This is a genomic window from Achromobacter veterisilvae (genome assembly GCF_037619525.1).
Classification (GTDB): domain Bacteria; phylum Pseudomonadota; class Gammaproteobacteria; order Burkholderiales; family Burkholderiaceae_B; genus Achromobacter; species Achromobacter veterisilvae.
Map to the genome: position 1 here is coordinate 350,280 of NZ_CP148753.1, position 25,691 is coordinate 375,970.

General features: G+C 66.9%; 24 protein-coding genes. 11 read left to right on the forward strand and 13 right to left on the reverse strand.

The genetic code is table 11. From position 1 onward, the window contains the following. Positions 1-91: 91 nt before the first annotated feature. The 3 genes from WHX56_RS01565 to WHX56_RS01575 form a co-directional block, all read right to left on the reverse strand. The gene (locus WHX56_RS01565; RefSeq protein WP_338880110.1) at positions 92-1,108 is read right to left on the reverse strand and encodes a tripartite tricarboxylate transporter substrate binding protein; all 1,017 of its coding nucleotides are present in this window, start codon (positions 1,106-1,108) and stop codon (positions 92-94) included. Between the two features lie 125 nt (positions 1,109-1,233). Then, a complete protein-coding gene (locus WHX56_RS01570; protein WP_338880111.1) occupies positions 1,234-2,088 on the reverse strand; it encodes an enoyl-CoA hydratase/isomerase family protein in 855 nt (284 codons plus the stop codon). Positions 2,089-2,101: 13 nt separating this feature from the next. Then, a complete protein-coding gene (locus WHX56_RS01575; protein WP_338880112.1) occupies positions 2,102-3,325 on the reverse strand; it encodes a CoA transferase in 1,224 nt (407 codons plus the stop codon). 95 nt (positions 3,326-3,420) lie between these two features. Between WHX56_RS01575 and WHX56_RS01580 the strand changes: the two genes are divergently transcribed. Then, positions 3,421-4,269: a LysR family transcriptional regulator gene (locus WHX56_RS01580; protein WP_129241007.1), complete on the forward strand. Its 849-nt coding sequence runs from the start codon at positions 3,421-3,423 to the stop codon at positions 4,267-4,269. Positions 4,270-4,275: 6 nt separating this feature from the next. Here the strand turns inward: WHX56_RS01580 and WHX56_RS01585 are convergent, their stop codons facing one another. The 6 genes from WHX56_RS01585 to WHX56_RS01610 form a co-directional block, all read right to left on the reverse strand. Beyond that, on the reverse strand, positions 4,276-5,250 hold the full coding sequence (locus tag WHX56_RS01585; RefSeq protein WP_338880113.1) for a tripartite tricarboxylate transporter substrate binding protein: 975 nt from the start codon (positions 5,248-5,250) through the stop codon (positions 4,276-4,278). A 30-nt stretch (positions 5,251-5,280) separates the two neighbouring features. Further along, positions 5,281-7,095: an acyclic terpene utilization AtuA family protein gene (locus WHX56_RS01590; RefSeq protein WP_338880114.1), complete on the reverse strand. Its 1,815-nt coding sequence runs from the start codon at positions 7,093-7,095 to the stop codon at positions 5,281-5,283. After that, the gene (locus WHX56_RS01595; protein ID WP_338880115.1) at positions 7,092-9,059 is read right to left on the reverse strand and encodes an acetyl/propionyl/methylcrotonyl-CoA carboxylase subunit alpha; all 1,968 of its coding nucleotides are present in this window, start codon (positions 9,057-9,059) and stop codon (positions 7,092-7,094) included. The genes WHX56_RS01590 and WHX56_RS01595 overlap by 4 nt, the downstream gene beginning before the upstream one ends. Positions 9,060-9,079: 20 nt before the next feature. Then, complete coding sequence (locus WHX56_RS01600) at positions 9,080-10,249, reverse strand: acyl-CoA dehydrogenase family protein (RefSeq protein WP_338880116.1); 1,170 nt, start codon at positions 10,247-10,249, stop codon at positions 9,080-9,082. Positions 10,250-10,261: 12 nt separating this feature from the next. After that, positions 10,262-11,878: an acyl-CoA carboxylase subunit beta gene (locus WHX56_RS01605; protein WP_338880117.1), complete on the reverse strand. Its 1,617-nt coding sequence runs from the start codon at positions 11,876-11,878 to the stop codon at positions 10,262-10,264. 243 nt (positions 11,879-12,121) lie between these two features. Beyond that, the gene (locus tag WHX56_RS01610) at positions 12,122-12,895 is read right to left on the reverse strand and encodes an IclR family transcriptional regulator domain-containing protein (RefSeq protein WP_338880118.1); all 774 of its coding nucleotides are present in this window, start codon (positions 12,893-12,895) and stop codon (positions 12,122-12,124) included. 162 nt (positions 12,896-13,057) lie between these two features. Between WHX56_RS01610 and WHX56_RS01615 the strand changes: the two genes are divergently transcribed. Genes WHX56_RS01615 through WHX56_RS01640 form a run of 6 tightly spaced genes read left to right on the forward strand, consistent with a single transcriptional unit; the run spans position 13,058 to position 17,828 of the window. Continuing rightward, positions 13,058-13,531 carry a MaoC family dehydratase gene (locus tag WHX56_RS01615; RefSeq protein WP_338880119.1) on the forward strand — a complete coding sequence of 158 codons (474 nt, stop codon included), beginning with the start codon at positions 13,058-13,060 and terminating at the stop codon, positions 13,529-13,531. Positions 13,532-13,542: 11 nt separating this feature from the next. Continuing rightward, positions 13,543-13,977, forward strand: a complete 435-nt coding sequence (locus WHX56_RS01620) for a MaoC family dehydratase (RefSeq protein WP_129241015.1) — start codon at positions 13,543-13,545, stop codon at positions 13,975-13,977. Between the two features lie 55 nt (positions 13,978-14,032). Next, positions 14,033-15,019 (forward strand): tripartite tricarboxylate transporter substrate binding protein, encoded by a 987-nt coding sequence (locus tag WHX56_RS01625; RefSeq protein ID WP_338880120.1) that lies wholly within the window; start codon positions 14,033-14,035, stop codon positions 15,017-15,019. 8 nt (positions 15,020-15,027) lie between these two features. Further along, complete coding sequence (locus tag WHX56_RS01630) at positions 15,028-16,293, forward strand: CaiB/BaiF CoA-transferase family protein (RefSeq protein ID WP_338880121.1); 1,266 nt, start codon at positions 15,028-15,030, stop codon at positions 16,291-16,293. 12 nt (positions 16,294-16,305) lie between these two features. Further along, the gene (locus WHX56_RS01635; RefSeq protein WP_338880122.1) at positions 16,306-16,674 is read left to right on the forward strand and encodes a Zn-ribbon domain-containing OB-fold protein; all 369 of its coding nucleotides are present in this window, start codon (positions 16,306-16,308) and stop codon (positions 16,672-16,674) included. Further along, positions 16,671-17,828 (forward strand): acetyl-CoA acetyltransferase, encoded by a 1,158-nt coding sequence (locus WHX56_RS01640; RefSeq protein WP_338880123.1) that lies wholly within the window; start codon positions 16,671-16,673, stop codon positions 17,826-17,828. Before WHX56_RS01635 ends, WHX56_RS01640 begins: the two co-directional genes overlap by 4 nt. A 90-nt stretch (positions 17,829-17,918) precedes the next feature. Here the strand turns inward: WHX56_RS01640 and WHX56_RS01645 are convergent, their stop codons facing one another. The 4 genes from WHX56_RS01645 to WHX56_RS01660 all read right to left on the reverse strand — a co-directional run bounded on the left by WHX56_RS01645 (position 17,919) and on the right by WHX56_RS01660 (position 22,193). Continuing rightward, entirely contained in the window at positions 17,919-18,659 is a 741-nt protein-coding gene (locus WHX56_RS01645; RefSeq protein ID WP_129241020.1) for an amino acid ABC transporter ATP-binding protein, read from the reverse strand. 60 nt (positions 18,660-18,719) lie between these two features. Next, on the reverse strand, positions 18,720-19,820 hold the full coding sequence (locus tag WHX56_RS01650; protein WP_129241021.1) for an amino acid ABC transporter permease: 1,101 nt from the start codon (positions 19,818-19,820) through the stop codon (positions 18,720-18,722). A 1-nt stretch (position 19,821) separates the two neighbouring features. Continuing rightward, the gene (locus WHX56_RS01655; protein WP_338880124.1) at positions 19,822-21,012 is read right to left on the reverse strand and encodes an amino acid ABC transporter permease; all 1,191 of its coding nucleotides are present in this window, start codon (positions 21,010-21,012) and stop codon (positions 19,822-19,824) included. A gap of 164 nt (positions 21,013-21,176) precedes the next feature. Continuing rightward, on the reverse strand, positions 21,177-22,193 hold the full coding sequence (locus WHX56_RS01660; protein ID WP_129241023.1) for an amino acid ABC transporter substrate-binding protein: 1,017 nt from the start codon (positions 22,191-22,193) through the stop codon (positions 21,177-21,179). A 267-nt stretch (positions 22,194-22,460) separates the two neighbouring features. Here WHX56_RS01660 and WHX56_RS01665 point away from each other — a divergent pair, with 267 nt between their 5' ends. The 4 genes from WHX56_RS01665 to thpR all read left to right on the forward strand — a co-directional run bounded on the left by WHX56_RS01665 (position 22,461) and on the right by thpR (position 25,679). Next, positions 22,461-23,192, forward strand: coding sequence for a cell division ATP-binding protein FtsE (locus WHX56_RS01665; protein WP_129241024.1), 732 nt, complete (start codon positions 22,461-22,463; stop codon positions 23,190-23,192). Further along, positions 23,189-24,097 (forward strand): cell division protein FtsX, encoded by a 909-nt coding sequence (locus WHX56_RS01670; RefSeq protein ID WP_338880125.1) that lies wholly within the window; start codon positions 23,189-23,191, stop codon positions 24,095-24,097. Before WHX56_RS01665 ends, WHX56_RS01670 begins: the two co-directional genes overlap by 4 nt. Positions 24,098-24,404: 307 nt before the next feature. Then, on the forward strand, positions 24,405-25,118 hold the full coding sequence (gene cheD, locus WHX56_RS01675) for a chemoreceptor glutamine deamidase CheD (RefSeq protein ID WP_129241026.1): 714 nt from the start codon (positions 24,405-24,407) through the stop codon (positions 25,116-25,118). Positions 25,119-25,148: 30 nt separating this feature from the next. Next, complete coding sequence (thpR, locus tag WHX56_RS01680) at positions 25,149-25,679, forward strand: RNA 2',3'-cyclic phosphodiesterase (RefSeq protein WP_338880126.1); 531 nt, start codon at positions 25,149-25,151, stop codon at positions 25,677-25,679. Positions 25,680-25,691: the final 12 nt, after the last annotated feature.

A 25,691-nucleotide genomic window follows, 5' to 3' on the forward strand; every position in this document is an offset into this window, starting at 1 on the left:
ATCTCGCGCTCCACCCATCCTACACAGCCCGACAGAAACCAAAAAAAACGGGCGGCCCGCCTTGCGGCGGCCGCCCGTGGCGTTGCAGCGCTTAGTTCAGGCTGGCGCCGGAGATCTTCACGATCTCCTGGTACTTCGCCTTCTCGTTCTTGACGAATTCGGCGAACGCCTCGGGCGTCATCGGCGCCGCTTCCGAGCCCATCGTCAGCAGGCGCTGCTTCACGTCAGGCTGCTGCATCGCTTCCGAATAGGCCTTGTTCAGCTTGGCGACCACCGGCGCGGGCGTGCCGCCCGTGGTGAACACGCCGAACCAGGTGCCCAGGTCGAAACCCTTGACGCCCGATTCCTCGACCGTCGGCACGTCGGCCAGCAGCGACGAACGCTTGGCGGTGGTAACGGCCAGCGCCTTCACCTTGCCGTCCTTGATCAGCGGAGCCGAGGCCGCCAGATTGTCGAACATGAAGTCCGACTGGCCCGACAGCAGCGCCAGTTGGGCGGGCGCCGCGCCCTGATAGGGGATGTGCTCGACGTTGATGCCGGCGCGCGCCTTCAGCAGTTCGCCCGACAGATGCCCGGCGCTGCCGTTGCCGCCCGAACCGTAGTTCAGTTTGCCGGGGTTCTTCTTCGCGTAGTCGATCAGGTCCGACAGCTTCTCGATCTTGTTCTTCTGGGCGAATTCGACGTTCATCACCAGCACGTTGGGCACCGAGGCCACGATCGTGACCGGCGCGAAATCCTTCACGGGGTCGTACGGCAGGTTGGCGAACAGCCAGGGGTTGATCGCGTGAGTCGCGACCGCGCCCATCACCAGCGTATAGCCGTCGGCCGGCGCCTTGGCCGCCAGGTCGGCCCCGATATTGCCGCCCGCGCCCGAGCGGTTTTCCACGATGACGGGCTGGCCCAGGGAGCCGCGCACCTTCTCGGCCAGCATGCGGGCCATGGTGTCCAGCGGGCCGCCGGGCGGGTAAGGCACGACGAAGCGCAGGGGCTTGGTCGGGAAATCGGTGGCCTGCGCCACGGCGGGCGCGGCGAAAGGCAGGGTCGCGGCCAGCGCCACGGCGCCTTGCAGCAAGGCGCGGCGCACGGCGCTGCGGGGGGTCGGCTTCATGGATTGTTCTCCTCACTCTGTATCGATAGCGGTCAGTAGCATACCGCAGGGATGAGATGAGCGTAACAAAGAGAAACCGGAAAAGTTCTCCGGTGCTCGGGTGTCCGGCCCCCTCGCGCCTCGTGTCAAGTGGCCGAAGGCGCCGCGTTCCAATCCGGCCGCCGCCTGGCCTTGGCTGCGGCGATCCCCTCGATCGCTTCGGTGCGCAACTGGCTGGCGAAGGATTGCGAGGCGGAGTCCAGATAGGTCCCCAGTTCTTCTTCGTGCCAGCGCTGCTGGCCGAACAGGCCCCGCAGCATCCGCTTGGTCTGCCCGGCGGCGCGCGGGGCGGCGTCCACGCAGCGCCGCAGCACGCCGGCGACTCCCTCCTCCCAGTCCCGCCCGGCATCGAACACATAGTCCAACAGGCCGATGGCGCGCGCCGCATCCGCGTCTATGCGTTCGCCGGTCAGCATCATCCGCCGGGCTGCTTGCAGGCCGATGCGGGCGGCGACAAAGGGAAGAATCTGCGCCGGCACCAGGCCGATCGACACTTCGGGAAAGCCGAAACGCGAATCGCGCGAACCGGCGGCCAGGTCGGCGGCGCAGACCAGGCCCGCGCCCCCACCCATGGCGGCGCCCTGCGCCAGCACCACGGTGATCTTGGAGCTGCCGGCAAAACGCTCCAGGAAGCGTCCGTAACGCCGGTTGCCCAGGGCGACCGGATCCTGGCCGTCGGCGCCAGGCCTCGCGGCGATCCGGTCCGCGATATTGCCGAGATTACCGCCCGCGCTGAACGCCGGCCCGGCCGCGCTGACCGCCACGACTCTTACGGCGGCGTCGGATTCGGCCTGGCCGAGCGCGTCCTCCAGCCGCTCGACCATTTCGCCGCCCAGCGGATTGCGCGTCTCGGGCCGGTTCAGGATCAGATGAAAAACCGCGCCGTCGCGCCGAGTGAGCAGCGGCGCGTCCGCCGCGCCGTTGGATTGCGCCAGGTTCATGGTTACCGCTCCTTCAGTACACTGCGGCGGCCGGGGCCGCCGCCAGTTGGATAATCCCTTCCTGTGCCAGCGCCTGGATGTCGGCCGGCGAGTAGTCCAGTTCCCGGAGCACCGCCTGCGTATCCTCGCCCACCGACGGCACACGCCCATCGGCCGGATCGCCTCCGGTATGCACGCCCGGCAGGCCGACGAATGGCACCTCGCCCAGGCCCGGCTGGCTGAGCGTCTGCACCAGGCCCAGGTGCCGCACCTGCTCGTCTTCCTGGAACTGGTCGTAGTCCTTGACCTCGCCGTACAGGATGTCGTTTTCGCGGAAGCAGTTGGTCCAGTACGCGGTGGGACGCGAGCGCAAGGCCTGCGCCACCCCGGCGTTGATCTCGTCGCCGGCCTGTATGCGGCGCTGCGGCGTGTCCATGCGCGGATCCGTCAGCCAGTCGTCGCGCCCGATCACCCGGCAGATCGCGGCGAACATCGCGTTGTTCATCGCGAACACCAGCACATAGCCGTCCGCCGTGCTGAAGATTCCCTGGGGATACGTGACGCTGGTGGCCGGTTCTCCGCGGCGCAACGCGTGGTCGATCAAGGAACTGTTCTGCAATGCCGCCATGGTGGCCAGCAGGCTGACGTCGATGTGCGTGCCCGATTGACCGCGCTCGCGCGCGAACAGGGCGCCTCCGATCGCATTGGCGGTGTAGACGCCGCAAGACAGATCGCCGACGAACGGCTTCACCCGCTGGGGCAGCCCCGCGCCGTCGCAATTCGCGGTGGTCAGGCCCGTGAGCGCCTGCACCACCGAATCGGTGCCCGGACGGTCGACATAAGGGCCGGACAGGCCGAACCCCGAGATCGATGCGTAGACCAGGCGCGGATTGATGCCGCTCAGGGCGGCATAACCCACGCCCAGGCGGTCCGCCACGCCGGGGCGGAAGCTCTGCACCACCACGTCGGCGCGCGCCGCCAGCCTGTGCAGGACCTCGCGGCCGGAATCGGTCTGGGCATCCAGGGCCAGGCTGCGCTTGCCCCGATTGAAGGCCAGCGCAATGGCGCTGAATCCTCCGCGCGGCACGCCCATGCTGCGTCCCCAGTCGCCATGGAACGGTTCCACCTTCGTCACCTGTGCGCCCATCTGGCCCAGGATCTGCGCGCAGTAAGGCCCCGCGATTCCCTGCGACAAGTCGAGCACGCGCAGGCCTTCATACACCCTGTGCAAAGGATTCGGATCAATAGCGGAATTCACGGCTGTCTCCCTGGACTTGGGGAAAGGCTGGGCTTGTGCCCGACGCCCGCGGCCCCGGATAATCGTCTGCGTACGCTGGCACACAAGGAAATCTCATGGCGGTGCGCGATCTGGACATAGGTTTGCTCAGGACTTTCCTGGCGGTGGCCGACCGCGAGAATTTCGCGGGCGCGGCCGACCAGGTGTTCCGCACCCAGGCCGCGGTCTCGCAACAGATGCAACGGCTCGAGCGGCTGCTGGACTGCAAACTGCTTGTGCGCGTGGGACGGCACAAGCGTCTCACCGAACAGGGCGTGCGACTGCGCGAGTACGCGCGGCGCATGCTCGCGCTGAACGACGAAACCTGCCGCGCGATGAACAAGAGCGTCTTCGCCGCGCCCACGCGCATCGGGGTATGCGCCGACGCCGTGGACACGATCCTGCCGGACTACCTGGCGCTCTGCGCGCGCACCTATCCCGGCATGCGCATCGAGATCCAGGTCAATCGCAGCCGCTGGCTGGCGTCGGCGCTGCGGCGCGGCGACATCGACCTGCTGCTCGAACTCGAGCAATTCGACGAGTTCCCCCGCATCACGTTTCGGACCTCGCCCGTGGTCTGGATTTCGGGCACGCATTTCCATCATCAGCAAAATCTCCCTTTGCCCCTGGTGCTGGTGGACTCGCCCTGCGTCTTCCGGCGCATGGCGCTGAACCGCCTGGAACAAGAAAACCGCCCCTGGCGCAATGCCTTCCAGACGCCCACGCTGGCCGGCGTGCGCGCCGCCTTGCGGGCCGGCCTGGGCATCACCCCGCGCACCATCGAGATGCTCACCCCCGGCCTCAAGGTGGTGGGCGAAGAACTCGGCCTGCCCACCTTGCCCTCCGCCAGCTACCATCTCTACATGCGCGCGGGCGACAACTCCGACGGCGCCCGCAAGCTCAGCGAATTATTCATCCCCTCCTGACCGCCGCTACCGTTGCTGCATGCCGGCGGCCACGATCACTTTGCCCCACTCCACCGTGTCGCGCCGCTGGATCGCCCGCAAGTCCTCGGGCGAGCCTGGCTGCGGCAGCAAAGCGCGATCGGTCAGGAATCGGCGGCCCTCCGGATTGTCGAGCGCGCCGTTGATCCACGCGGCCAGGCGCTGCGAAACCGCGGGCGGCGTCGAGGCGGCCGCCCAGATCGCGATCCACGACGACACGTCGAAGCCCGGATAGCCGAGCTCCGACACGGTGGGCACGTCCGGAAAGGCGGGCACGCGGGTGGCGGTGGACACCGCCAGGGCGCGGATCTTGCCGGCCCGCATCTGGGGCGTCGCGGTGACGGCGTCGCAGAAATAGAAGTCGTACTGGCCGCCCAGCAGATCCGTCATGGCCTGCGTGCTGGCGCGGTAAGGAATGTTCACCGCGTTGATGCCTGTCATCGCGCGAAAGCGCTCGCCGGCGATGCGGCCGCCGACGTTGGCGCTGGCGAAGCTCAGGCTCGCCTTGGAGGCCCGCGCGTCGGTAATGAATGCCTGGAGCGTTTCCGCCTTCACGCGCTGCGGATTGACGACCAGGAAATACGGCGCGGTCGCCAGTGTCGTCAGCGGCGTGAAGTCGCGCTCGGGATCGTAGGCCAGCGATTTGTAGATGCTGGCATTGGCCGCGTGCGTGGACGGCCCCGACACCAGCAGGTTGTAGCCGTCGCCGGATTGCCGCAATACGTACTCGGCGGCGATGTTGCCGTCGGCTCCCGGCCGGTTTTCGATGATGACCGGGCTGCCCACCTTCTCGCGTATCTTGTCCGCGACATAGCGGATGATGGTGTCGGTCGCGCCGCCCGCGCCGTATGCCACGGTCACATGGACCGTCTTGTCCAGCGTCTGCGCGCGGGTGCCGCCACAAGCGGCCAGCAGCGCGCCGGCTCCGGCCAGTTGAATGAATGCCCTGCGGGTCTGTTCCATTTGTAGTCTCCTCCCATCCTTTTGCTCCTGCTATTGCAGGATTTCTCCGGGACAAGGAATTTCCAGGTCCAACAGCATCTGGGCGTACGACTTGCCCAAGGGATCCGAGCGCAGGCTGGACGAACCGCCGCCGCCCAGCGCGCGCCGCAGCACGAAATTGACTGCCCCCGTCCCCGGAAGCTCGAAGCGCGACACGTCGCCCTGCACCAGATGGCTGAAGTACTCGCGCACCCGCTCGGCGGTCAGCTCGCGCAACAGCACGGGCCAATAGGCCTCGGAGCGCGCGATCACGCCGATGTTCGAATCGTCGCCCTTGTCGCCGCTGCGGGCATAGGCCAACCTCGCCAGCGGCACCCGCAGGGCGCCGTCCGGGCTCGCCGGCGCCGACGCGCAAGCCTGCTGCGCCGCGGGCGGAAACGACGGGCCCTCCTCGCCGTTTTCCGGCACGATGACCTCGGCGTGGACGTCGCCGCAGTCGAGCCAGACCGGCACGCATTGCTTGGCGATGTAGAACGATCCCGTCTTGATGATGGCCTGGATATCGGAACGGCCGCCGAAGTGGCTACGCGTGCCCGGTCCCATCGACGTCCCGGCCGAAGCGGACTCCTTCTGCAGGAACTCCAGCCCCTTGCGCTCGGCATGCGAGGCGGCGATGCGCAGGATCACCTCGCGGCTGTCGTTCTCGCGCGCGTTGCCGCCGTACATGGCTTCCGCCCCCAACAGCTCCACCACGGTGGACGTGTAGTCGGGCAGGCCGTTGAGCGCGAGCAGCTTGCGCGTGCGCCGCAGCAGCTCTTCCGCCGTGCGCAGGGCTTTTGCGCGCGCCCGTTGCCCGCGGATCGCCATCATGATGCCGATCTGATAGCCGGCGTGTCCTGTTGCGGTGATCTTGTAGCGTGTGGAAGGCGCCCGTCCGCGCGCGCCCTCCACCCGAACCCGGTCCGGCCCCGTCTCGCGGATGGAAACCTGCCGCAGGTCGCAGACCACGTCGGGAAGTTCGTACGCGGCGGGGTCGCCGATTTCGTACAGCAGTTGCTCGGCCACCGTGGCCCGGTTGACGAGGCCGCCGGTTCCGGGGGGCTTGGTCAGGTCGAAACCGCCATCCGGGCCCAGCACCACTATCGGATAACCGATATTGGCCCAGTCCGGGACCGTCTCCCAGTCGGTGAAGAGCCCGCCGGTCGCCTGCGGACCGCATTCGATCAAGTGGCCGGCCAGACTGGCCTTCGCCAATCTGTCGTAATCCGAAAACGCCCAATCGAACTCGTGTATCGCCACGGCCAGCGCGCAGGCGCTGTCCACCGCGCGCCCCGTGATCACGATGTCCGCATCCAGCGCCAGCGCCTGGACGATGGGGTAGGCGCCCAGGTATGCGTTGGCCGACAACAAAGGCCCGAAGCCGTTCAGGTCCGGCAGGCGGCGGCCCTGCGCATCGGTGAATTCGGCATGCAGTTCGGCGACGTCGTCGCCGCTGACGACGGCGATGCGAGGCGACAGGCCCTGTTCCCGGGCGAAGGCCAGAATGGCGTCGCGGCACGCTTGGGGATTCAGTCCGCCGGCATTCGACACCAGCCGCACGCCCCGCTCCAGCAAGGTTTTCAGATGCGGACGCAGCACGCTGACGAAGTCCGTCGCATATCCCAGCTCGGGGTTGCGCATGCGCGCCCGCTGCAGGATGGACATGGTCGTCTCGGCCAGATAGTCGAAGACGATGTAGTCCAGCTTCTCGGCCGTGAGCAGTTGCGGAATCGCAATCTGGGAGTCGCCCCAGAAACCCGAGGCGCATCCGACGTGCACGGTCTCTTTCGGCCGGCGCGCCCGGCTCTCGTCGTGGTTCGCGTTCATTGCTGCACCTCCATCAAGGCCTTCCCCGTGCTGACCTGGTCTCCCGCGGCAACGGCCAGTTTTGCCACAATGCCCGCCGCGCCCGCGGTGATCGACATTTCCATCTTCATGGACTCCAGCACCAGTACGGTCTGCTGCGCCGTCACACTATCTCCATCGCGCACGTCGACGCTGATCACTCTTCCGCTCATCGGCGCCCGCAGCAGCCGGGCCTGGCCGGACTGCTGGTCTTCGCGCCCGGCGAAACGCGTGGCCCGCAGGAAGCGCCAGACGCTCGCGCCGTCCTGCACCCAGGCGGCGCCCGTTCCCCCTTCCAGGGCCACGCGCAGGCGCCGGCGCAGGCCGCCCAGGACCAGCGCCATCTCGCCGTCGCGGCGATGAGCCGCGTCGATCCGGATCTGCCGGCATTCCCCTTCGGCGACGTGCCCATCCCAGGCGCGCAGCAGCAAGCCGCCATCGGCCTCCTGCGCGACGCGCAAAAGCCTGGGCTTCCCGTCGGAGGCATCGTCCAGCGCCACCTCGCCGGGCGCGGCGAGGCCTTGCGGGGCGCCCCCCGCGGGCCAACCGGCCAGCGCCAGCGCCGCGGCGGCCAGCGCATGCTCCGAAGGCTCCGCCCGCCAGTGCGCGGACGCCATGTCCTGCCCGGCCAGGAAGGTCGTCGTCACGCCGCCGTCGCGGAATTCTGGATGATCGATCGCCCGCGCCAGGAAATGCAGGTTGGAACGGACTCCCAGCAAACCGCCGGCCTCGCAGGCCCGCGCCAGCTTGCGGATGCACTCCTCCCGCGTTTCGCCCCACGCCAGGTACTTGGCCAGCATCGAGTCATAGTGCGGCGTGATTTCCAGGCCGTCCTCCAGCGCGGTATCGACGCGCAGCCCGGGCGGTTCGATCCATCTGAGCACGGTGCCGACCTGCGGCACGAAGCCCGAGGCCGGGTCTTCCGCGCAGACGCGCAACTCCATCGCATGGCCGCGGCTGCGCACGTCCTCCTGCCGGAAGGCCAGCGGCTCGCCCTGGGCCACCCTCAGTTGCCACTGCACCAGGTCGATGCCGGTGACCAGCTCGGTCACGCCGTGCTCGACCTGCAGCCGCGTGTTCATCTCCATGAAATAGAAATCGCCCGCTTCGTCCAGCAGGAATTCCAGCGTGCCCGCCCCCACATAGCCTATCGCCTGGCACGCGCGCACCGCCACGGCGCCCATGCGCTCCCGCAGCGCCGGCGACACCGCGGGCGACGGGCTTTCCTCGACCAGCTTCTGGTAGCGCCTCTGCAGCGAGCAGTCCCGCTCTCCCAGGTGCAAGGCATTGCCGTGCTCATCGCACAGCACCTGTATTTCGACATGGCGAGCCGCCAGGATGGCCTTCTCCAGGATCAACTCATCGGAACCGAAAGCCCCCAGCGCTTCGGAGCGGGCCAGCGGCAGCGCCTGCGCCAGCCCCGCGTCGTCCTGCGCCAGCCGCATGCCGCGTCCGCCGCCACCCGCGGCCGCCTTCAGCAATACCGGATAGCCGATGGCGCGAGCCCGCGCCGACAATTCCCGGTCGTCGGAGATGCCTTGCGCGCCGGGCACCGTCGGCACATCGGCGCGTTGCAGCGCCTCCTTGGCGCGGGCCTTGTTCCCCATCAGCGCGATGACTTCGGCCGGCGGCCCCACGAACGTCAGCCCGTCCTCCGCCACGGCGCGGGCGAACTCGGCATTCTCGGAAAGAAAGCCGTAGCCCGGATGCACCGCCTGCGCGCCGGTCAAAGCGCAGGCCCGCAGAATCGCGTCCACATTGCGGTAGCTGGCCTGCGCTGGCGCGGCGCCGATGCGCACCGCCATGTCGGCCTCCCGGACATGACGGGACTCCGCGTCCGCGTCCGAGTACACGGCGACCGTGCGCAGGCCCAGGGCGCGCGCCGCCCGGATGACCCGCAGCGCGATCTCTCCCCGGTTGGCGACGAGCAAGGTATCGAATCTCATCGTGTCCCCCCCTCGCGGCGTCAGGCCGCTCGCGCGGGCAGGATGCCCATGTGCTTGCAGATGATGGTGAGCATGATCTCGTCGGCGCCGCCGCCGATGGAGATCAGGCGCAGGTCGCGCCATGCGCGCGACACCGCGTTTTCCCACGTAAATCCCATGCCGCCCCAGTATTGCAGGCACGAGTCCGTGACCTCGCGACACAGGCGCCCCGCCTTCAGCTTCGCCATGGACGCCAGCTCCGTCATGTCGCCGCCATCCATGTGCACCCGCGCCGCGCGGTACACCATGGCGCGCAGCATCTCGACCTCCGTCTTCAACTCCGCCAGCCGGAAATGCACGGCCTGGTTGTCGAGCAGCGGCTTGCCGAAGACCTGGCGCTGGCGCGTGTAGTCGATCGTGTCGTTGATCACATCGCCCAGGGCCGTCACGCGGCGGGTCGCGCCGCTCAGGCGCTCCTCCTGGAACTGGCGCATCTGGTAGGTGAAGCCCATGCCTTCTTCGCCGATGCGGTAGCGCTGCGGCACGCGGACTTCGTCAAAGAACACCTGCGCGGTATCGGAAGACCACATGCCCACCTTCTTGATCTTGCTCATCGTGACGCCGGGCACCGGCTTGCCGTTGTCCTGCTTCAGCGGCAGGCAGATCAGCGACTTGTTCCGGTGCGGCTTGTCGTCGCTGGTGTTGGCAAGCAGGCACATCCAATCGGCCTGCGTGGCGTTCGTTATCCACATCTTGGAACCGCTGATCACATAATCGTCGCCGTCCTTGCGGGCGGTCGTCTTCAGCGAAGCGACGTCGGAACCCGCCCCGGTTTCGGATACGCCCAGGCATGCCACGTAGTCTCCGGCGATCGAAGGCCGCAGGAACTGGTCGCGCACCGAGTCGTTGCCGAAACGCGCCAGCGCCGGCGTGGCCATGTCGGTCTGCACCGCGATCGCCATGCCGACGCCGCCGGCCCGCACCGAACCGATCGCTTCGCAGAACGCGATTTCATAGGAATAGTCCAGGCCCATCCCGCCGAACTCGGTCGGCTTGTTCACTCCCAGGTAACCCGCCTTGCCAAGCTTCTTGAAGACTTCGTGGGCGGGGAAGATCTCCGCCTCCTCCCACTGGTCCAGATAAGGATTGATCTCTTTCTCGATCAACTGGCGTACGCCGTCCTGCAACGCGATGTGCTCGTGGGTAAACATGGAATCTCCTCGTTAGAATCTCGCGACGCCGAACTGGATCGGATGAACGTCGCGCTTTGCCGACCGCGTGCAAGCGGCCAGCGCCACTCCCAGAACGTCCCGGGTGGCGCGCGGGTCGATCACGCCGTCGTCCAGCAGCAGGCTGCTGGTATGCACGGCGGAAGACTGCAATTCGAATGTCCGCACGATTTCCTGGCTCTCCGCTTCCAGCGCGGCGGAATCGGGCGCCGTGCCGGCGCGCCTGGCGCTGTTCTCGGCCACGCGCCGCATGGTCATGGCGGCTTGTTCGCCCCCCATCACGGCGGTCCTCGCGTTCGGCCACGAGAACAGGAAATCCGGCTTGAATGCGCGCCCGCACATGCCATAGTTGCCGGCGCCGAACGAGGCGCCGCAGAGAACGGTCAGGCGCGGCACGCCGGCATTGGACAAGGCCTGGATGAGCTTGGCGCCATGCTTGATCATGCCCGCCTCTTCATGCGCGCGGCCCACCACGAACCCCGTGATGTTCTGCAGGAATACGATGGGCCTGCCCAACTGCGAACACAGTTGTATGAATTGCGCGGCCTTGGTCGACCCAGCCGTATCGAGCGGACCGTTGTTGGTCAGCAGCCCTATCGGCGTGCCGTGCAGCGTCCCGTACCCGCAGACCGTGGCCGCTCCGTAGTCGGGCTTGAACTCATGGAAATCGGATCCATCGATCAGCCGCGCGATCACTTCGCGCATATCCACAGGCACCCGGTAATCGGCGGGCATGATGCCCAGCAGGTCCTGGACGTCATGCCGGGGCGGCGCGGCGGCGCGGACGTCCTCTTTCCCCGCCCACCCGAAGGCGCGCACGATGTCGCGCACCTGGAGAATGGCCTCGCGGTCGTTGTCGGCCACGTAATCGGCCAGGCCCGACACCGACGCATGCATCTCCGCTCCGCCCAGTTCTTCTTCCGTCGCGGTCTCTCCGGTGGCGGCCTGCAACAGCGCCGGGCCCGCCAGGAAGGCATGCGCCTGGTTGCGCACCATGACGACGTAATCGGACAACCCCGGCAGATAGGCTCCGCCCGCGGTCGAGGAACCGTGCACCAGGGATATCACCGGAATCCCGGCGGCGGACAGTTTCGCCAGGTTGTAGAACATGCCGCCGCCATGGACGAAGCGTTCGGCGCGGTACTTCTTCAGATTCCCGCCCGCGCTCTCGACCAACTGGATGAAAGGCAGCCGGTTGGCCAGCGCGATCTCCTGGCACCGCATGACCTTCTGGGCCGTCATGGCCTGCATGGCGCCCGCGCTGATGCCGGCGTCGTTGATAACGATCATGCATTGCACGCCGCAGACCTCGCCGACGCCCGCAACGATGGCTGCCCCCGGCACACTGGTGGCGGGATCCGGGTTCTCGATGCCGCAATAGCCCGCCAGCTTCATCAATTCCACAAAGGGGCTACCGGGATCGATCAGCGCCGCCAGCCGTTCCCGCGGCAGCAGCTTGCCGCGCTTGCGGAACGCGGGCGCGGCCTGCGCCGACCGGTCCACCGCCCGTTGCTCCAGTTGCGACAGTTCCGACAGCAGCGTCAGCATCTGTTCGCGGTTGCGCTGATAGGCAGGGGATTGCCTGTCGAGGCGGGATTCCAGATCGGCCATGGTTGCAGACACCTTATGTCGAGTTCCGGGGAGCGCCGGGCGGACCGGCAGCGTGAGCCTATGATGGGCCACGCGGACAGCCCGCACAATCAAGAACTCGTCCGCCGACAGTTAAGAATTGCTTATGTGATGCGAGCCGGGCGCCACGCCAGGGCTGGCGAAAAAAAACCGCCGCGGCGGTTTCTTGGAAGCCCGGACGGATGGCGGGCAGGGCACGACGAGCACGGTGGCTTTGTCAGAAAGCTAGCGCAACCCCACCATCGTCGCCCGCAATTGCGACGCCGTCTGCCGCAACGGCTGGAGAAACTCCGCCACCGCGGCCTCTTCCTGGTAAGTGCCGGCCGTCAGGCTGACGTTGACGGCCGCGACGATGGTGCCGTCTTGATCGCGCACCGGCACCGCCAGGCCGGCGATGGAATCGTCCAGCTCGCTGTCCACCCAGGCATAGCCCTGCTCTCGCGCAAGCAGGATCTCCTCGCGCAACCGGTCCCGGTCCACGACCGTGGCGGCCGTCATCTTTTTCAGCCTGGCCGCTTGCAGATAGCCTTGCAGCGCGTCGTCTTCCAGGCCCGACAGCAAGACCCTGCCCATCGATACCGCGTGCGCCGGCAGGCGGCTGCCCAGCGAAGGGCTCATGGGCAGGATGCGCTTGGTATGCAGGCGCTGCACATAGACGATTTCTTCCTCGTCCAGCACCGAGACCGCGCAGGACTGGCCTATGCGCGCGCCCAGTCCCTCGAGCGCCAGTTGCGACTGCCGCCAAAAGGGCAGCGTGTACAGATAGGACAGGCCCAGGCGCAGCACCTTGGGCGTGAGCCAGTAGTGCTTGCCGTCGCTTTTCACGAAAGCCAGTTCGACCAGCGTCATCAGGAAGCGGCGCACCGCGGTGCGCGGCAACTCCACGGCCGACGCAACGTCGGCCAGCGTCTGGCGCGCTTCGCCCTGCCCCATGGTTTCGATGATTTTGAGTCCGCGCGCAAAGGTGCGGACGAAGGATTCGCTTTCAGGCGTTGCCATAGATGCTCCTGCATACGTGCTTGACACGTCTGCATTCAACTCTCAGAATGACCGTATAGCGGATGAATATATCCGCCTAGCGGTCATTATAGACAGAGTGACCGTGCTGCGCAAGTCCGGGCCCGGCAATGCGCCTTCCCCACAACCCGCCCTGGAAAGGCCATGACTCAAACCACATTCGAGACAGACTTCTGGAAAGACGCCGCCACGCGCAAGATCTGGGACGACATCGTCCCTGGCGAGCCTCGCAAGACGATTCCCTACACCCTGACGCTGGAAGCCATTCAAAAGTATTGCCGCGTCGTCGGCGACATGCACCCCCTGTACTTCGACGAAGCCTATGCGCTGAAGTCCCCCTACAAGGGCCTGATCGCCCCGCCGGCCATCCACATCCTCCTGATGTTCTCCTGCACGCCTGCCGATGACTGGATGCGCAGCCCGGGCACGGTCAATGCCGGCCAATCCTGGAGCTACAACATCCCGGCGCGCCCGGGCGACGTCATCCGGCTGGAAGCCCGCGCGCTCGACAAATTCATCCGCAAGGACCGCCTGTTCGTCGTGCACGACAACGTCTTCTTCAACCAGAACAACGAAGTGATCTGCTCCGGCCGCGGCTGGACTATCCGGCCCGTGTAAGGAGCACCAAGATGACCCAAGCTTTCGACTCGCTCGCGATCGGCCAGAAAATCGAAGGGGCGCCCTTCTCGCCCACCCGCGAATCCATTCGCGCCTTCTGCGAAGCCTCGCTGGACTACAACCCCCTGCACCTGGACGACAACTACATGCAGGGCGACTTCGGCCGCACCAACTTCGGCGGCATCATCATGCACGGCATGAACAACTTCGGCGTGATCACGCGCATGCTGACCGACTGGCTCTACGAGCGCGGCGGTGTGCAGCGCCGCCTGGAAACACGCTGGAAATCGCCGGTCAAACCCGGCGACACCATCACCCCGCTGGCGGTGATCACGGCCACGCGCAAGACCGAGCAAAGCCGTTGGGCGACGCTGGACGTGCAAGTGCTCAACCAGCGCGGCGAGACCGTGGCGTCAGGCGAAGCCATGGTGGAGTTCCCCCGCTGAAGCCTCCGGTATCCGCCGCGCGGATACCGGTTCAAGAAAAACCGAGGAGACAACAATGAATCGCTGGTTGCATACTGCGGCCTCCCTGTGCCTGGGGATGCTGTGCCTGTTGCCCCTGGTCGCGCGCGCCCAGGCCTTTCCCGATCATCCCGTCCGCCTGGTCGTGCCCTTTCCGCCCGGCGGCACCACCGACATCCTGGCACGCATGCTGAGCAACGCGCTGGGCACGGAATGGAAACAGCCCGTGGTCGTCGAGAACAAACCCGGCGCCAGCGGCACGATCTTTTCCGAACAACTGGCCCGCACGCCCGCCGACGGCTACACGCTGATGGTGACGGCCACGCACCACGTGATCAACCCGGCGCTATACAAGAATCTGCGCTACGACAGCAGGAAGGACTTCACCGCGGTCGCGCAGGTGGCCGCGGTGCCCAATGTGCTCGTGATCAACCCGGACTTCGCCGCGCGCAATCGCATCAATAGCGTGGCCGACCTGATCGCCTACGCCAAGGCCAACCCCGGCAAGGTGAACTTCGGCTCGGCGGGCACCGGCGGCGCCAACCATCTGTCCGGTGAATTGTTCAAGTCCATGACCGGCGTGTCCATGGTCCACATTCCCTACAAAGGCGCCGCGCCGGCCCTGAACGACCTGCTGGGCGGCCAGATCCCCATCATGTTCGACTCGGTTCCGGGCGTGCTTCAGCACATCAAGGCCGGCAAGCTGCGAGCCCTGGCCGTGACCTCGCTGACACGCTCTTCCGCCCTGCCCGATGTGCCGACGCTGGATGAAGCGGGCGTCAAGGGTTTCGAGGCCACGGCCTGGTTCGGCCTGTACGCGCCCGGCAACATGGATCCCAAGCTGCTCGCCAAGATATCCGGCGACGTCCTGGCCGCTTTGCGTTCTCCGTCCATCCAGGAGCAGTTCGCGCAGCAAGGCGCCATGCCGGGAACTATGACGCAGCCCGAGTACGCGCGCTTCGTCAACGCGGAAATGGACAAGTGGGCCAAGGTCATCGACGACGCCCACATCACCATCCAGTAGGAGCAGGCATGACGGCAACTCCCTCGAGCAACGCGCCGGCGCGCGGCGCGCTCTCCCACATCCGGGTGCTGGACCTCTCGCGCATCCTGGCCGGCCCCTGGTGCACGCAGAACCTGGCCGACCTGGGCGCGGACGTGATCAAGATCGAGCGCCCGGGCACGGGCGACGACACGCGCGCCTGGGGGCCGCCCTGGATCCGCGACGGCGCGGGCCAGGACACGCGCGACTCCTCCTACTATGCGGCCGCCAACCGCGGCAAGAAATCGCTGACCCTCGACATCTCCAAACCCGAGGGCCAGCGCATCGTGCGCGAACTGGCCGCGCAAAGCGATGTGGTCATCGAAAACTACAAGATCGGCGACCTCAAGCGTTATGGCCTGGACTACGCCAGCCTGCGCGCCATCAACCCGCGCCTGGTGTATTGCTCCATCACCGGCTACGGACAGGAGGGCCCCAGCGCCAGCAAGCCGGGCTATGACTTCGTCTTCCAGGCCATCGGCGGCCTCATGAGCATTACCGGCGAACGCGACGACCTGCCCGGCGGCGGCCCGCAGAAAGCCGGCATCGCGATCGCCGACGTCATCACCGGGATGTACGCCACGATCGCCATCCTCGCCGCGTTGAATCACCGCGATGTCTCCGGCCTGGGCCAGTACATCGACATGGCCCTGCTCGACTGCATCGTGGCCCTGGGCGGCAACCAGGTCACCGGCTACTTCGCCAATGGCAACGACCCCAAGCGCTACGGCAACGCCCATGCCAGCCTGGTGCCCTACCAGGTCTTCGCGGTGGCCGACGGCGAGATCGTCGTGGCCGTGGGCAACGACGACCAATGGCAACGCTATTGCGCGGCCATCGAGCGCCCGGACCTCGCCGCCGATACGCGCTGGACCAAAGTCACGGGCCGCATCCAGGGCCGCGATACCCTGGTGCCCGAGCTGGCGCGCAGCATGCTGGCGCGGCCCGCCGCCGACTGGATCGAAAGGCTTGAAGCGAACGGCGTGCCCTGCGGCCGCATCAACAGCTACCAGCAAGTGTTCCAGGATCCCCAGGTGCGGCACCGCGGCCTGCGCGTGGACATTCCCCGGCCCGCCCACGCCGATATCGACGGCCTGGTATCCACCATCGCCAGCCCCTTGCGGCTGAGCGATACGCCGCCGCGCTACGACCTGCCGCCGCCGCGGCTGGGCGACAGCACGGACAGCGTGCTGAGCGCGCTCCTGGGCTACAGCGCCGAGCAAATCGCCAGGCTGCGCGAACAGCGCATCGTTTGAATGGACACTCCCATGACGCAACAGGAATCCCCGCTGGCGATCTACCACCGCCACCTGTCGGCCGGGCACCTTGCCTATCAGTACGATACGCGCACAGAAAGCGCGGTCTTTCCGCCGCGCGTAATCGGCCCGGGCTCCGGCAACCCGGCGCTCGAATGGCGGCTGAGCGCGGGCCTGGGCACCGTGCACGCCGTGACGGTCGTGCATCCGCGCGACCGGGGCCCCTACAACGTCGTCCTGATCGACCTGGACGAGGGCTTTCGCCTCATGAGCCGGGTCGAAGGCCTGCCCGCCATCGGCATGCGCGTGCGCATGCGCGCTCATACGCCGCCAGACGGCGGCGCCCCCTATCCCGTCTTCGATATCGAGGAGCCGGCATGACCCCCACGCTGCAACGCGGCGGCGTCGCCATCGTCGGCGCCGCCGAATCCGACCTGGGCAAAGTCATGCCCGGCCTCGGCCCCCTCGACCTCATGGCGCAGGCCGCGGCGCGCGCGCTGGACGACTGCGGCCTGCGCCTGGACGAGGTCGACGGGCTGTTCGCGACCACCTCGCAAAGCCGCATGCCCACGCTGGCCCTGGCCGAATACCTCGGCATCCAGCCGCGCCATCACGACGCCACGAATATGGGCGGCGCGTCGTTCATGACCATGGTTGCGCGCGCCCAGGCCGCCATCGAGGCCGGCCTGTGCCAGGTGGCTGTCATCGCTTACGGCAGCACCCAGCGCAGCCTGGGGCGAGCCAACGTCGCCGCGCCCGACCCCAACCCGCACGAAGCCCCCTATCGGCCCCTGTACACCGCCAGCTCGTACGCGCTGGCCGCCTCGCGCCACATGCACCAGTACGGGACCACCCGCCGGCAACTCGCCGAGATCGCCGTCGCCGCCCGGCAATGGGCGCTGCGCAATCCGTCCGCCTGGGAGAAAAAGCCGCTCACCATCGAAGACGTCCTCGCCTCGCCCATGATCAGCGAACCGCTCACCCTGCGCGACTGCTGCCTGGTCACCGACGGCGGCGGCGCCCTCGTCCTCGCCAGCGCCGAGCGCGCCCGCCACCTGCGCCGCCCGCCCGTCTACGTGCTGGGCGTGGGCGAGGCGCTCGGGCACTATTCGATCTCCGCCATGCCGGACCTTACCGCCACGGCTGCCGTGGCGTCCGGCGCCCAGGCCTATCGCATGGCCGGTCTCGCGGCCCGGGACATCGACGTCCTGCAGCTCTACGACGCCTTCACGATCACGCCGCTGCTCTTTCTCGAAGACCTGGGCTTTTGTCCCAAAGGCGAAGGCGGCCGCTACGTCGAAAACGGCCGCATCGCGCCCGGCGGCGAACTGCCCGTCAACACCAGCGGCGGCGGCCTGTCGTATTGCCACCCCGGCATGTACGGCATCTTCGCGCTCATCGAAGCCGTCCGCCAACTGCGGGGCGAATGCGGCGAGCGGCAAGTCGCCGACTGCCACACCGCGCTCGCGCACGGCAATGGCGGCACGCTGTCCAGCCAGAGCACCGTCATCCTCGGCAGCGCCGCGGCGCTGTAGGGCCGAAAAAAATCCCCACGCGGCGTAGCGCTGCGCGGGGATTCTTTCGTGGAACCCTTGCGGCGGGTTCCGGGCAATTCGAGGCCGGAATCAGTGCAGGATCTGGCTCAGGAACAGCTTGGTCCGGTCGTTCTGCGGATTGTCGAAGAATTCGTCCGGGCTGTTCTGCTCGATGATTTCGCCGCGGTCCATGAAGATCACGCGGTTGGCGACCTTGCGCGCGAAGCCCATTTCGTGGGTCACGCAGATCATGGTCATACCGCTTTCCTGGGCAAGGCTCACCATCACGTCCAGCACTTCCTTGACCATTTCCGGGTCCAGCGCGGAGGTGGGCTCATCGAACAGCATGATCTTGGGGTTCATGCACAGGGACCGCGCGATCGCCACGCGCTGCTGCTGGCCGCCCGACAACTGGCCGGGAAACTTCGTGGCCTGCTCGGGAATGCGCACGCGTTCCAGGTATTTCATGGCGGTGGCTTCGGCCTCCGCGCGCGGCTTCTTCAGCACCCACATGGGGCCCAGCGTCAGGTTCTCCAGCACCGTCAGGTGGGGGAACAGGTTGAAGTGCTGGAACACCATGCCGACGTCCTTGCGGATGGTCTCGATGTGCTTCAGATCATTGGTGAGCTCCGTGCCGTCCACGATGATGTGGCCTTTCTGGTGCTCTTCCAGGCGGTTGATGCAGCGGATCATGGTGGACTTGCCCGAGCCGGACGGCCCGCACACCACGATGCGTTCACCCGGCGCCACTTCCAGGTTGATGTTGCGCAGCACGTGGAACTGGCCGTACCACTTGTTCACGTCCTGCATTCGAATGATGGCATCAGACATGCCTGTACTCCCGTAAGTATCGCGGTGCGCGCCCGCCTCGGGCGGGCGCGCTGCAAGGTTCTAGCGTGCGTGTCCCGTGGCCAGGCGTTTTTCCAGCGCCTGGCTGTATTTGGACATGGAGAAGCAGAAGACGAAGTAGATGAGCGAAATGAACAGGTACGCCTCCACCCCGAATCCGCGCCATGCCGCGTCGGACAAGGCCGCCTTGGCCGCCAGCGTCAGGTCGAAAATGCCGATGATCACCACCAGCGACGTGTCCTTGAACAAGGCGATGAAGATGCTGACCAGCGGCGGAATGACGATCTTCAGCGCCTGCGGCAGGATGATCTTGCGCATCTGCTGCCAGTAGCTCAGGCCCAGGGAATCGGCGCCTTCGTACTGGCCCTTCGGGATCGCCTGCAAGCCGCCGCGCACCGTTTCGGCGATGTACGCCGCGGCGAACATGATGATCGCGATCTGGGCGCGCAGCAGCTTGTCGATGGAGAAGCCTTCCGGCAGGAACAGCGGCAGCATCACCGACGACATGAACAGCAGGCTGATCAGCGGCACGCCGCGGATCAGCTCGATGTACACGACGCACAGCGCCTTGATGGCGGGCATCTTCGAACGCCGGCCCAGGGCCAGCAGCACGCCGATGGGGAACGCGAAGGCGATGCCGAACGTGGACAGGATGAGCGTGAGCGGCAGGCCGCCCCAGCGCGCGTTTTCCACGTACGTGAGGCCGAGCACGCCGCCCCACATCAGGACCGCCACGGCCGTCAGGCCCACGGTCCAGATGATGGCGAGCTTCCAGTTCCAGAAACGGCGGATGCCGCTGCACACGATCACCGCGACCAGGATGATGGTCGCGATCAAGGGGCGCCACTGCTCGTCGAACGGATAGGTGCCGAACAGGATCAGCCGGTGCTTCTCGACGATGAACGCCCAGCAGGCGCCGCCGGACGCGCGGCACTCCTGCGCGTTGGCGGCGTTGAAGTCGGCCTTGATGAAGGCCCATTCCACCAGCGCCGGCACCGCCATGAGAAGGAACCACGCCAGCAGCACCGTGATCAGGATGTTCAGCGGCGACGAGAACAGGCGGGACTTGAGCCAGGCCCATGCGCCCACGTGCGAGCTGGGCGGCGGCATGGCCTCGGTGGGGGTATGCGTAGTGCTGCTCATCTCAACGCTCCACCAGCGCGATGCGCTTGTTGTACCAGTTCATGAAGATCGAGATCGACAGGCTGACCGTGAGGTACGCGGCCATGATGATCAGGATGCCCTCGATGGCCTGCCCGGTCTGGTTCAGCGTGGTGTTCACCACGGAAACGATGTCGGGATAGCCGATGGCCACGGCGAGCGAGCTGTTCTTGGTCAGGTTGAGGTATTGGCTGGTCATCGGGGGAATGATGACGCGCAATGCCTGGGGCAGGACCACCAGGCGCAGCACCTGCTTGCGGCGCAGCCCCAGCGAACCCGCGGCCTCCCATTGGCCGTTGTTCACCGCCTGGATGCCCGAGCGGACCACTTCGGCGATGAACGCCGACGTGTAGATCACCAGGCCGGCCAGCAGCGCGGCGAATTCCGGCGACAGCGTCAAGCCGCCCGAGAAGTTGAAGCCCTTGAGTTCCGGCATGTCCAGCGTCAGCGACGCGCCGCTGATCAGCCAGCCGACGATGGGCAGGCCGATGAGCAGGCCGATGGCCGCGCGGCCCAGCGGGAACACCCGGCCGGTGGCCTCCTGGCGCTTCTTGCCCCAGTGGCCCAGGAAGATGATGGCGACGATGGCCACGCCCAGCCCGATCAGCATCCAGTCCAGCGAATTCCCTTCCAGCGCCGGCACTTTCAGGCCGCGGTTGGAGATGAATACGCCCGGCAGCGGATTGTGCGCCTGGCGCGGGCCCGGCATGTTTTCCGTGATGAGCGCATACCAGAAGAAAAGCTGCAACAGCAGCGGTATGTTGCGCATCACTTCGACGTAGACCGAAGCGACCTTCGCGACCAGCCAGTTCTTGGACAGGCGGCCGATGCCGATCAGCGTGCCGAGTATCGTCGCCAGCACGATGCCGATGATGGCCACGCGCAGCGTGTTGAGCAGGCCGACCAGGATGGCGCGGCCGTAATCGCTGGCGGGGGAATAGGCGATGGGCGTTTCGCCGATCGCGAACCCGGCCTCTCGGCTGAGGAAGCCGAAGCCCGTGGCGATGTTGCGCACGGACAGGTTGTGCAGGGTATTTGAAACCAGGAACCACACGGCCCAGGCAACCGCCGCCAGCGCAAGCACCTGGTAGACCACGGAGCGTACGCCGGGGTCGTTCCAGTTCAGGCGCCTGGGAGGTGCCGAAAGCGGGGCGTTTTTATCGGGAGTCGTCATATGAATCTACAGAAGTCGGACATCAGGCGGCGAGGACCGAGGCCCTGCCGCCCACTCCTGCCGCCCGCGCGTGGCGGGCTAGGGCCTGTGCGACGCTCCGTCGGGTGTCAACAGGCCCTAGGCAAAACGGAGCGCCAGGCTCCGTTTTACCAGGCAGCCGCGCGTCAGCGCACCGGCCAGCCGTACATCAAGCCCCCTTGCTTGTAAGAGGCGTTCAAACCGCGCTCCAGCTTCATCGCGCTGTTCTTGCCCAGCGTGTTTTCGAAGCTTTCACCGTAGTTGCCCACGTTCTTGATGATGTTGTAGGCCCACTTGTCGTCCACGCCCAGGTTCTTGCCCATGCCCGGGGTCACGCCCAGGATGCGCTGGATGTTGGGATTGGTGCTCTTGGTCATTTCATCGACGTTGGCCTTGGTGATGCCGTATTCCTCGGCTTCCAGCATGGCGTTGAGCGACCAGCGGACGATGTTGAACCATTGCTCGTCGCCCTGGCGGACCATGGGGCCCAGGGGCTCCTTGGAGAAGTCTTCCGGCAGGATGACGAACTTGTCCGGATTCTCGAGCGTCGTGCGGGTCGAGGCCAACTGCGACTTGTCGGTCGTGAAGGCATCGCAACGGCCGGCCGAGAAGGCGCGGATGATTTCGTCGTACTTGTCGATCACGACCGGCTTGAATTCGATCTTCTGGCCGCGGAACCAGTCGGCCAGGTTCAGTTCGGTCGTGGTGCCGGGCTGCACGCAGATCGTGGCGCCGTTGAGCTCCTTGGCGCTCTTGACGTTCAGGTCCTTGGACACCATGACGCCCTGGCTGTCGTAGTAGTTCACGCCCACGCCGATCAGGCCCAGCGTCGTGTCGCGCGTGAGCGTGACGGTGGTATTGCGGGTCAGGACGTCGACTTCGCCGGATTGCAGCGCGGTGAAGCGCTGCTGCGTGTTCAGGGGCGTGAACTTCACCTTGGTGGCATCGCCGAACATGGTCGAGGCGATGGCGCGGCACAGGTCCACGTCGATGCCCTTGTATTCGCCCTTGCTGTCAGCGATGGAGAATCCCGGAATGCCCGTCGAAACCCCGCACTGGACAAACCCCTTTTTCTTAACGTTATCGAAGGTCGCGCCCGCGTTGGCTGCCGCGGATGCAGCGAACAAGGCGGCGCCGACAGCAGCGAGTTTCAGTACTTTCATCGTGTTCTCCGTGTGGGATAAGGCGAATTCGCGCGAGGCCGGGTTGGGCCTACGCATGGGGCGGATGGTAGCGTCCGGGCCGCACGCGGCGCATCCGGGAATTCCCTTGAAATATAGGGACACTGGATGAAATGAAACGCTGTTTTCCTGCGAAAAGAGGGACGTCGCACCGGGGCGGCCGGGGAACTTCCCGGGCCCCATCCCTCTGTCGCCTTAGGCCACCTTACTGTCCCCGAGTTACTATTGCGGCTTCATCTGACAGCCGCCATGATCGAATTCCAGCACGTATTCAAATCATATGGTCGCGGCCGCAATATCCTGGCCGACATCAACTTCCGCGTGAGCGCGGGAGAGTTCGTTTTCGTGTCGGGGCCATCCGGCGCCGGCAAGTCCACCCTGCTCAAGCTGATCGGCGGGCTGGAACCCGCCAGCCGGGGGTCCATCCAGGTCAACGGCCAGCGGCTGGACAAGCTGCCCGCGCGCGCCCGGCCCTACCTGCGGCGCGCCGTGGGCGTCATCCTCCAGGACACCCACCTGCTGTTCGACCGCAGCGCGTTCGAAAACGTGATGCTGCCCCTGGCCGTCACCGGGCACGCCTGGAATTCGGCCGCCGCCCGCGCCCGCGCGGCGCTGGACAAGGTGGGGCTGTCGGGCAAGGAAGACCTGAATCCGATCGAGCTGTCCGGCGGCGAGCAGCAGCGCCTGGCGATTGCCCGGGCCATCGTGAACCGTCCGGCGATCCTGATCGCGGACGAGCCCACAGCCAACCTCGACCACGACAACGCGCAACGCATCATGAATGTTTTCCGCGACTTCAACCGCGTCGGCGTCACCACCCTGATCGCCTCGCACGACCAGGAACTCATGGCGGGCTACGCCACCCGCACCCTGCGCATCGAACCGGGCAAGTTCGCCGACTCCCACGGCGGCGCCCAGCCGCCCGAGGCGGGCGCCGGGCGCGCCGCGCCCGGGCATGGCCAACCGGGAGAAACGGCATGAACGCCTGGCTGCGGCAGCACCGCTACGCGTTGATGGTCACCCTGCGCCGGCTGGTCAAGCAACCCTTCTCCTCGCTGGCCAACCTGCTGGTCATGGCGCTGGCCCTGGCCCTGCCGCTCCTGGGCAGCGCCATCCTGGTTTCGGTGCAGCCCGTGGCGCGCGAAATGTCCGTCACCCCGGAAGTCACCGTATTCATGCGCGTGGACGCCCCGGCCGGCGCCGCCGGCGACGTGGCCAGGCGCATCCAGGGCGAGTACGGGCAGGACGTCCGCGCCGTGCGCGTGGTGGGCCGCGAGGACGCCCTGGCGGCCCTTCGCGCGAACCCGGCCTGGCAGCAGGCTCTGGCCGTGCTGCCGGGCAATCCGCTGCCGGACGCGGTGGTGGTCACGCTGGCCGACGGCGAAGACCTGGCCGGGCGAGCGGACAAGCTCGCGGCGGCCTGGAAGCAATGGAACCACGTCGACCTGGTGCAGTTGGACAGCGCCTGGGTGCAGCGGCTGGAGGCGATCCTGCGCTTCGCCCGCATCGGCCTGGGGTTCCTGGCCGCCTGCGTCGCGGTGGTGGTGCTGGCGACCGTCTTCAACACCGTGCGCATGCAGGCGCTCTCGCAACGCGAGGAAATCGGCGTGGCGCGGCTTGTCGGCGCGACCGAATCCTTCGTGCGCCGCCCCTTCCTGTACCTGGGCGCGCTCTCGGGCGCCGTGGCGGCGCTGCTGTCCATCGGCGTGGCGGCGATCGCCCTGGCCCCGCTGAACGACGCCCTGATCGGGCTGGCCCGCAGCTACGGGGCGGAATTCGCCCTGCACCTGCCCGGTCCGGCGGTGCTGATCGGCGCGGTGGCCGCCGCGGCCGCCCTGGGCGCGCTGTCCGCCCGCTGGTCGGTCACCCGCAGCACGCGCTTCTAGCGGCCGCCCAAAGGCCCCGTATAGCCCCGCTTCCTCCCCGTGATCCGGGGAACGGTTCCCGTCCGCCTGTGTAGGATGCCGGGAGGCGTCCCGGCGCGGGCAAACGGGCGCTCCGCCGGCCCATACAAATTGGGGACGCACCAGAGCAATCCTGGATCGGATCGACGGTTACACACGAATTCCCCCACTCGACGCTTGGATATGCAAGAATAAAGCGACATTTTCTTACACTTTTTGACACAATCGCCGTTTTACCGAACCGTTCCTTTCGTGCTCCACTCGCCGTCCTTCCCTCTTATTCCGTCCCATGGCCGCCCGTCTTGAAGCCCGCGCGACGCGCCACTATTTCGATAGCGCGTTCCAGTGTCAGGCGGTGAAAGTACTGCCCAACGAGTACTACGTCACCGACGAAGACCTGATGATTTCGACCGTGCTCGGGTCGTGCGTCGCCGCCTGTATCCATGACCCCGTGAAGGGCGTGGGCGGAATGAACCATTTCATGTTGCCGGAAGGCGACATGCAATCGCCCGCCTCGGCCACCATGCGCTACGGCGCGTTCGCCATGGAAGTGCTGATCAACGAACTGCTGAAGGCCGGCGCCGTGCGCGACCGCCTGGAAGCCAAGGTGTTCGGCGGCGGCGCGGTGCTTTCCGCCATGCAGCAGATGAACATCGGCGAGCGCAACGGCCAGTTCGTGCTCACGTACCTGAAAACGGAAGGCATCCCGGTCAAGGCGCAGGACCTGGGCGACGTGCATGCGCGCCGCATCAATTACTTCCCGCGGGACGGCCGGGTGATGGTCCGCAAGATGGCGCCGCACCACCAGCGCGCCGAGGAAATCATCGCCAGGCGCGAACAGGCCGCCGCCCAGAGCGTGCAGGCCAAGACGGAAAGCCCGCCGCGCGTCGAACGTTTTTCCCGGCCGGGCGTGGAACGCTTCGACCGCCCCGCCCGCCCCGGCGTGGAGCGTTTCGACACGGGCGTCGTCCGCCGGCGCAGGCCGGAAACCGCGGGCAGTTGAACCGCGCGGTCGCGCCCCTACAATCATGGCATGTCGACCGTCCGCCTTTTCTACGCTTTGTGGCCTTCGCCCGCGCTGGCCGGATCGCTCGCGGCCTGGGCGGAACAGGCCCGGCCGAACTGCGGCGGCCGCGCCATGCGCATGGAAACCCTGCACCTGACCCTGGCTTTCCTGGGGCCGGTGGACGCGGCGCTGGCGGACGAACTGGCCGCCGCCACCCCCGAAAAACGCCTGGATCCCGGCGCAATCGAACTGGACCGCTACGGCGTATTCAGCCGCCAGCGCATTCTGTGGGCCGGCCCCGGCGACACGCCCGCCGGCCTGCAGGCCGCGCATGACGGGTTATGGCAATGGCTGGCCGGGTTCGGCCTGGGCGCGCCGCCCCATCCCTTCCGCCCCCACGTCACCCTGCTGCGCAACATCGAGCGTCCCGAACCGCCCCCCGACGCGCCGGCGCCCCTGCTGTGGCCCTATGACCGCATGGTGCTGGTCGCGTCCGAGTCGCTCACGGGCGGCAGCCGCTACCGCATCGTGGCGCAGTCCCGGCCGCAATCTGGCTAACGTCCCGCTCTG

Excerpts from the sequence above, each read along its gene's own strand:
- WHX56_RS01565 (WP_338880110.1), bottom strand. The coding sequence starts at position 1,108 with ATGAAGCCGACCCCCCGCAGCGCCGTGCGCCGCGCCTTGCTGCAAGGC.
- WHX56_RS01570 (WP_338880111.1), bottom strand. The coding sequence starts at position 2,088 with ATGAACCTGGCGCAATCCAACGGCGCGGCGGACGCGCCGCTGCTCACT.
- WHX56_RS01580 (WP_129241007.1), top strand. The coding sequence starts at position 3,421 with ATGGCGGTGCGCGATCTGGACATAGGTTTGCTCAGGACTTTCCTGGCG.
- WHX56_RS01585 (WP_338880113.1), bottom strand. The coding sequence starts at position 5,250 with ATGGAACAGACCCGCAGGGCATTCATTCAACTGGCCGGAGCCGGCGCG.
- WHX56_RS01590 (WP_338880114.1), bottom strand. The coding sequence starts at position 7,095 with ATGAACGCGAACCACGACGAGAGCCGGGCGCGCCGGCCGAAAGAGACC.
- WHX56_RS01595 (WP_338880115.1), bottom strand. The coding sequence starts at position 9,059 with ATGAGATTCGATACCTTGCTCGTCGCCAACCGGGGAGAGATCGCGCTG.
- WHX56_RS01600 (WP_338880116.1), bottom strand. The coding sequence starts at position 10,249 with ATGTTTACCCACGAGCACATCGCGTTGCAGGACGGCGTACGCCAGTTG.
- WHX56_RS01605 (WP_338880117.1), bottom strand. The coding sequence starts at position 11,878 with ATGGCCGATCTGGAATCCCGCCTCGACAGGCAATCCCCTGCCTATCAG.
- WHX56_RS01610 (WP_338880118.1), bottom strand. The coding sequence starts at position 12,895 with ATGGCAACGCCTGAAAGCGAATCCTTCGTCCGCACCTTTGCGCGCGGA.
- WHX56_RS01615 (WP_338880119.1), top strand. The coding sequence starts at position 13,058 with ATGACTCAAACCACATTCGAGACAGACTTCTGGAAAGACGCCGCCACG.
- WHX56_RS01620 (WP_129241015.1), top strand. The coding sequence starts at position 13,543 with ATGACCCAAGCTTTCGACTCGCTCGCGATCGGCCAGAAAATCGAAGGG.
- WHX56_RS01625 (WP_338880120.1), top strand. The coding sequence starts at position 14,033 with ATGAATCGCTGGTTGCATACTGCGGCCTCCCTGTGCCTGGGGATGCTG.
- WHX56_RS01630 (WP_338880121.1), top strand. The coding sequence starts at position 15,028 with ATGACGGCAACTCCCTCGAGCAACGCGCCGGCGCGCGGCGCGCTCTCC.
- WHX56_RS01635 (WP_338880122.1), top strand. The coding sequence starts at position 16,306 with ATGACGCAACAGGAATCCCCGCTGGCGATCTACCACCGCCACCTGTCG.
- WHX56_RS01640 (WP_338880123.1), top strand. The coding sequence starts at position 16,671 with ATGACCCCCACGCTGCAACGCGGCGGCGTCGCCATCGTCGGCGCCGCC.
- WHX56_RS01645 (WP_129241020.1), bottom strand. The coding sequence starts at position 18,659 with ATGTCTGATGCCATCATTCGAATGCAGGACGTGAACAAGTGGTACGGC.
- WHX56_RS01650 (WP_129241021.1), bottom strand. The coding sequence starts at position 19,820 with ATGAGCAGCACTACGCATACCCCCACCGAGGCCATGCCGCCGCCCAGC.
- WHX56_RS01655 (WP_338880124.1), bottom strand. The coding sequence starts at position 21,012 with ATGACGACTCCCGATAAAAACGCCCCGCTTTCGGCACCTCCCAGGCGC.
- WHX56_RS01660 (WP_129241023.1), bottom strand. The coding sequence starts at position 22,193 with ATGAAAGTACTGAAACTCGCTGCTGTCGGCGCCGCCTTGTTCGCTGCA.
- WHX56_RS01665 (WP_129241024.1), top strand. The coding sequence starts at position 22,461 with ATGATCGAATTCCAGCACGTATTCAAATCATATGGTCGCGGCCGCAAT.
- WHX56_RS01670 (WP_338880125.1), top strand. The coding sequence starts at position 23,189 with ATGAACGCCTGGCTGCGGCAGCACCGCTACGCGTTGATGGTCACCCTG.
- cheD (WP_129241026.1), top strand. The coding sequence starts at position 24,405 with ATGGCCGCCCGTCTTGAAGCCCGCGCGACGCGCCACTATTTCGATAGC.
- thpR (WP_338880126.1), top strand. The coding sequence starts at position 25,149 with ATGTCGACCGTCCGCCTTTTCTACGCTTTGTGGCCTTCGCCCGCGCTG.